A 5,041-nucleotide genomic window follows, 5' to 3' on the forward strand; every position below is an offset into this window, starting at 1 on the left:
CGCAGGCCGGCCGCCGCCGTATGTGAAGTCGTCGAAGGCGGATAAGGGCAGGATTCTGGATCAGGTGGTCGAGGTGACCGGCTGGTCGCGTGGCAATGTCCGCCGCAGGCTCACCGCAGCCGCGAAGCGGTCACCGGGATTGGGTCGCAGCGTCGCAAGGCTGCCACGTAAGCCGAGGACGCCCAAAGTACTCCTACGACACGCCATCGGTTGTTCTGCGTCGCACGACCCGCGCAAACTTGCGACTACGCGACGCTAGCTTCTTCAGGTGGGGCGGTGAGGTAACGGATAAATGCCGCTACCTCCTCAACGGCGCGAAGAGCATCTGGGTTGACATCGAAGCCGAATTGGAACACATGCATCGCCTTGTGCCACTGCTGAACCCACACCGGCACCCCGTCGGCCCGCAGCCGCTCGGCCAGCACTAGGGTGTCATTCAGCAGCATCTCGTGGGTGCCGACTTGAAGCAAAAACGGGCCAAGGCCGTGCAGATCAGCCTCCGACGCCATGACCGGCGCCGGACGGGTGCCGTTGACGGTGACGAACACGTCATAGAGGAACTTCACCGTCATGAAGGGAAACATCACGTCGCGATGCTCTTTGAATGCCCGATACTTCAGTCCCATATCCGACGACGTCAGCGGTGACATCAACGCCTGGCCCGCAGGCACCGGCAGCCCGGCGTCGCGGGCGGCCAGCGCGGTACCGGCAGCTACCATACCCCCCGCCGAATCTCCGGCCAGCACAATGCGATCTGCTGAAAACCCGAGCGATATAACGTACCGGTAGGCGTCGAGCCCGTCGGATACGGCGTCCTCAATACGGGCCTGCGGGGCCAGCCGGTAACCCACGTTGAACACCTGCGCGTCGGTCTGTTGCGAGAGCTTACTGACCAACCGCCGGTGCGAATTGAGGCCCAAAGTCACCAGCGCCGAGCCGTGGAAGTAGACGATAACCCGGTCCGAGCCGCGGGCCGCCGGAAATACGACCCACTCGGCCGGGCAGCGCGGCAAGGTTACGGGGACCACTTCAGTTCCCGGCAACGGCGGCATCCGCAGCAGTTTGTCGATGACATCAAGACGTGCACGCTGCAACATATCAGGACGAAAACGGTTGACGACCATGCCGATGACGGTCAAGGTAGCGAGCACCGGGCGCACGAAGATCGCCGTCAGCAACGCCAGCAGGCGCGACTGCCAGCAAATAGAACCGACGTGGGCGCGCGTGGGCCGATCTTGCCAGTCACACTCATTCATGATGCTGACAATACATGGTACCGCGTGTATCGGGTACCGTACGCCCAACGAGGAGCGGCCTCGAATAAATCCTCGCCACGGCAAGTCGTGATCAGGAACCGCTGAGAGCCACCGCCAAATAGCCTGCAATCGTCAGCACCGGCAACTGCATCGGCAACGGGTCTGACCGTACCCGGCCGGGACCATGGTCGACGGGAACCACACAGGTCGGACTGCGCGATATCGCCAGCCTGATAGGTCGTGCGGCTACCATCCACCTCGGCATCCCGCACTTCAGCCACCTCGTTGAGCGCAACCTCACCTGACCCCAACCACCAAACACCCTCTACGCCAACCAGTTCAGAGAACATCGGCTGCGCAGCGTGTTGGCCAAGATCTTCGGCAGCGATGAAAAACCTGACCGATCGCGAGGGCCTGACCGCCTATCTGCGGCCGAACAACATCGCCGCACCCGGTACTCGAACTTCATCGGACGCACCTTCGGAAAAACTCGACGGCAGCGGGCGGGACCCGTCGCGGTAGTCAACAAGATCACCAAAAGGCCGAAACGTGCTAGCACCGCTTCGCGGTAAGCGTTATCGGCCACCAGAATTTCGTGCCGAGCATCACCGCGAGCGTCGGCACCGTGCAGGTCCGTACGATGAAGGTGTCGATGATCAGGCCAAGCCCGATGGTAGAACCCATCTGGGCAACGTTGAGCAGGCTTGCGCCCACCATGGCGAACATCGTCATCGCGAAAACCATGCCGGCGGTTGTGACCACTCCTCCGGTGCCCGCGACCGAACGGATGACCCCAGTCCGGATCCCAGCACCCATCTCCTCTTTGAACCGAGACGCGATCAGCAAGTTATAGTCCGCGCCAACCGATATCAGGATCGCGAAGACGGCCACCGGGATGGACCAGTGTAATCGCGTGCCGAGCAGATGCTGCCAAATCAGCAGGCTCAGCCCGAGGGTCGACGCGAAGGACACCACCACCGAGGTCACCACGATCACCGCCGCGTTCACACTGCGCAGCAGAATCAGAATGACCGTGAGTACCAGCGTTAGGGCGCTGATCAGGATGATCTTCTCGTCGTGTGTGAGGATAGCGTGCAAATCGCTCATCATCGCGCTGGCGCCCCCGATGCTGATGATGCTGCCCTGCAGTGGAGTTCCCTTCAGGGCCACCTCCATGGCAGGGCCTAACTGTTGCGCGAGGTCCATCCCGCCGATGCTGAAGCTGTCGTTCTTACCCATGACCAGCATCCGGGTGGTTTTGCCGTCGGCGGAGAACATGAGGTGCAAAATCGGTTTGAACCGCGGGTCATCGAGAGTTTGCGCGGGGAAGTAGAAGTATTCGCCCGTCCCCGCGTTGCTCGTCGCGAAGTCGCGCATGAAGTCGGTGATGGTGTTCATCTGCGCTATCAGCTCCGACAAGGTGGTGTTCATCGACACCGCAATGTCGTGCATCTGCGTGAGCGAACTGGTCATGAGCGGAATGGCATCGGCGGACTTAAACAGATTGTTGCCGACCGACAGGGAATTGCGTGCCAGCTGCTGCACGGTCGTGCTGAGCGTGTTGATGCCGTCGAAATTGGTCACCGCTGTCTTTGCTCCCTTGCACAGGGGTTGTGCTGCGCAATCCGGCTGGGCATCAACCGATTGGCGCACGTGCTCGATGATGGCGCTGAAGTTGTTCATGCGGTCGTTGAGGTTGCGCACTCTGTCTTGGATCTGCGCGGCTAGCGAATTGAGCTGTTGCATGCCCTGCTGAGCGGAGGCCAACTGTGTTTGCAGCCCGTCGATCGTGGTGATCATCTGGCCGAGGTTGTCGGTGAGTTGGCGCATCTGTTTGGCACGCTGGTCGAGGACGATCGAGTTCTGCGACATCAACGTTCCGACATAGCCAACCCCGTAGGTCAGCGAGGCTTGATTTAACGGGACGCCCAGCGGCCGAGTAAGCCATTGCACGAAGTTGACGTCGGGCATCTGGTTGATTCTCTGCGCCGCCTTCTCCAGCACGCCGATGTCTGCCGAATTGCGCAAGTCGTGGTCGGCCTCGATGAGGATGGTGTCCGGGGACAGCTGGCTCAACGGGAAGTGCTTTTTGGCTACAGCCAGACCCTGTGAGCTCGATAGCTTCGGGGGCACGAAGTCGAGTTCGTCGTAGTTGAATTCCGCGGTCGGGATGGCCAGCATCAACACGACGAGCACGGCCGAGGTCCCGACAAAGATGGGCACGGGCCAACGGGCGATCCGGATGCCCATTCGCCGCCACATCGTGATGCTGTGGGTCCGCGCCAGCGGCTCGAATAGTCCGAACTTCTTCGCGCCGATCAACAGCACAGCAGGTGTCACAGTCAGCGCAGAGGCGACCGCAACGAGCATGCCCGTGGCGCAGGGCAATCCGATGGTCTGGAACATATCCAGTTGGGTGAGATCCATGCAGGCGAGCCCACCAGCCACCGTCAGACCGGAGGCGAGGATCACCGGGGCGATCCCACGGTAGGCGGCTTGGAAAGCCTCGTCGATGCCTAGGCCGTTGCGCCGCCCCTCCTGGTATCGGCCGATGACGAAGATCGAATAGTCGGTGCCCGCCCCGAGCATCAGCGCACTCATCATCGCGTTGGTGAACATCGATGCCGGCAGCAGGTTCGCCTGTATCAGCAGGCCAACCACTGGTGTGGCAGTGCCGATGGCGAGGCCGAACGTGAATAGCGGCAGCACCGCAACGAAGATGGAGCGGTAGATCAGCAGCAACAGGATCCCGACGAGAATGACCGAGAGGGTGCCGATGACAACGACATCGTGCATGACCGACTCGATTTGATCGAAGGCTGCCTGGCTCAAACCAGTGATGTAGATAGTGGTCCCGTCCGGCTTCTTCATCGAGTTAATGACCGATTGCACCGACTCGACCGACTTGAAGGCATCCGGTGTGCCGAGATCGCCGACCAGGTGCAGTTGCAGAAAGGTCAGCTGTTTATCCGGGCTTTCGGTGAGTGCCGCGGCTTGCGGACCCGACCAGGTATCGAACACCGATTCCACGCTGTCGGTGTCGGCCACCAACTTACGCAAGAGGTCGACGCGGAAGTGGCGGTCGTCGTCGTCGAACGGCTCGTCCTTCTCGATGATGATGACCGCCTGATTATTCGATGACGACTCGCCGAAGGCTTTGCCGATGCGCTGCATCGCCTGGCTGGACACCGTGTTGGTGGGAATCATCGGCCGGCTGTGCTCAAGGATCATTTTCGCCGGCGACGGGGCAACCAGATTCAACCCAGCCGCGGCCAGGATCCAGATCCCGACGATCGGTAGCGCTAATCGATTGATCAACGCCGAGATGCGAGAAAGCCTGGAGCCGTCCTGTACAGGAGCCAACGATGCGTCCTAACCGGGCAGCTTGCGAAAAGCCAAGAGGTTGCAGCTAACCGAAGGACTGGAGCCAATGTCGGTCTTCTCGTCGGTGACATTGCCGTCGACGCTGATCCGGCAGGTCACTGTGTCGTTCGCCGAAAGCGCCGTCACGCCGGCCGCGAACCCGATATCGCTTGTCGTTAGTGTCATGCTCCACGGTGACGGTCCAGTGAACAGCTTCGCTTGGCCCTGCTCATCGAGATAGGAGACGGTGACCTCGGAGTTGGTCGAACTGAACACCTCGTAGGTGACATTCTTAGACTCCTCCAGGGAAAGGGACAATGCCGCCAACGGCGACTGCGTCGGCTTCTCGGGTGAGTGCGCCACCGCGACATCCTTCGCGGTGAGAACGTAGCTACCTGCAGTGATCCAGAGACCGGCGATGA

Annotated in this window: 3 protein-coding genes; all 3 read right to left on the reverse strand. The window is 60.9% G+C overall.

Annotated features, from left to right (window positions below; translation table 11 throughout):
• Positions 1-245 precede the first annotated feature (245 nt).
• Positions 246-1,256, reverse strand: coding sequence for an alpha/beta hydrolase (locus AC5Y49_RS24380; protein ID WP_499891952.1), 1,011 nt, complete (start codon positions 1,254-1,256; stop codon positions 246-248).
• Between the two features lie 552 nt (positions 1,257-1,808).
• Positions 1,809-4,619, reverse strand: coding sequence for an MMPL/RND family transporter (locus AC5Y49_RS24385; protein WP_499891953.1), 2,811 nt, complete (start codon positions 4,617-4,619; stop codon positions 1,809-1,811).
• A gap of 9 nt (positions 4,620-4,628) precedes the next feature.
• Positions 4,629-5,039 (reverse strand): MmpS family transport accessory protein, encoded by a 411-nt coding sequence (locus AC5Y49_RS24390; protein WP_499891954.1) that lies wholly within the window; start codon positions 5,037-5,039, stop codon positions 4,629-4,631.
• Between the last annotated feature and the right edge of the window lie 2 nt (positions 5,040-5,041).

Source organism: Mycobacterium sp. NGS62 (assembly GCF_059812285.1).

What these genes read in the sequence shown, in the direction of transcription:
- AC5Y49_RS24380 (WP_499891952.1), bottom strand. Translation starts at nt 1,256, where the DNA reads ATGAATGAGTGTGACTGGCAAGATCGGCCCACGCGCGCCCACGTCGGT.